The sequence below is a fragment of the Pseudomonas sp. YA1 genome (assembly GCF_058680555.1).
This window is the reverse complement of the sequence record NZ_JBZWBG010000052.1, coordinates 1-706: the sequence shown is the minus strand read 5'-3', so window position 1 is coordinate 706 and position 706 is coordinate 1. Positions and strand designations below refer to the sequence as shown.

Annotated in this window: 2 protein-coding genes; both read left to right on the top strand. The window is 63.7% G+C overall.

The features are described from left to right. A partial coding sequence (locus AC4OR5_RS30925; RefSeq protein WP_491952861.1) for a phosphopantetheine-binding protein occupies positions 1-432 on the top strand: 432 nt, incomplete at its 5' end. Between the two features lies 1 nt (position 433). Then, a partial coding sequence (locus AC4OR5_RS30920) for a condensation domain-containing protein (protein ID WP_491952860.1) occupies positions 434-706 on the top strand: 273 nt, incomplete at its 3' end.

The following is a 706-nucleotide window of genomic DNA, read 5'->3' as shown; positions in this document are numbered from 1 at the left end:
GCGCTCAAGGCGAGCCTGCCGGAATACATGGTGCCGACGCAGTGGGTGTTCCTGTCGGCGTTGCCGCTGACGCCCAACGGCAAGCTGGACCGCAAGGCGCTGCCGGCGCCGGACGCCAGCGACAGCCAGCAGCAGTATGTGGCGCCGGTGACGGAGCTGGAGCGCACATTGGCAGCGATCTGGGCGGATGTGCTGAAGCTGGAGCGGGTCGGGATGGCCGACAACTTCTTCGAGCTCGGCGGGCATTCGTTGCTGGCGACTCAGGTCACGGCGCGCATCCATGCCGAGCTGGACATGAATGCCCCCCTGGTCTTGCTGTTCCAGGCCGAGACTTTACAGGCCTATGCGACTTCGCTTGAAGGCTACAAACCTACCGACGCAGCGGACATCGACGAGCTGCGGGAATTCATGAGCGAACTCGAGGCCGTCTGATATGAATCTCAACAACAATGCCGATCTTGCCCGACGTTTCGCCGGGCTGCCTTTGCCGCAGCGGGAATTGTTCTATCAACGGTTGTGCTCCAAGGGCATCAGCTTCCTGCAAATGCCCATTCCCCGCGTGTGCGAGCAGCCGGGCGCGCGCTCGCTGTCGTATGCCCAGCAACGCCAGTGGTTCCTCTGGCAACTGGAGCCCGACAGCGCGGCCTACCATATCCCGGCGGCCCTGCGCCTGCGTGGCGAACTGGATGTCGAGGCCTTGAAGCGC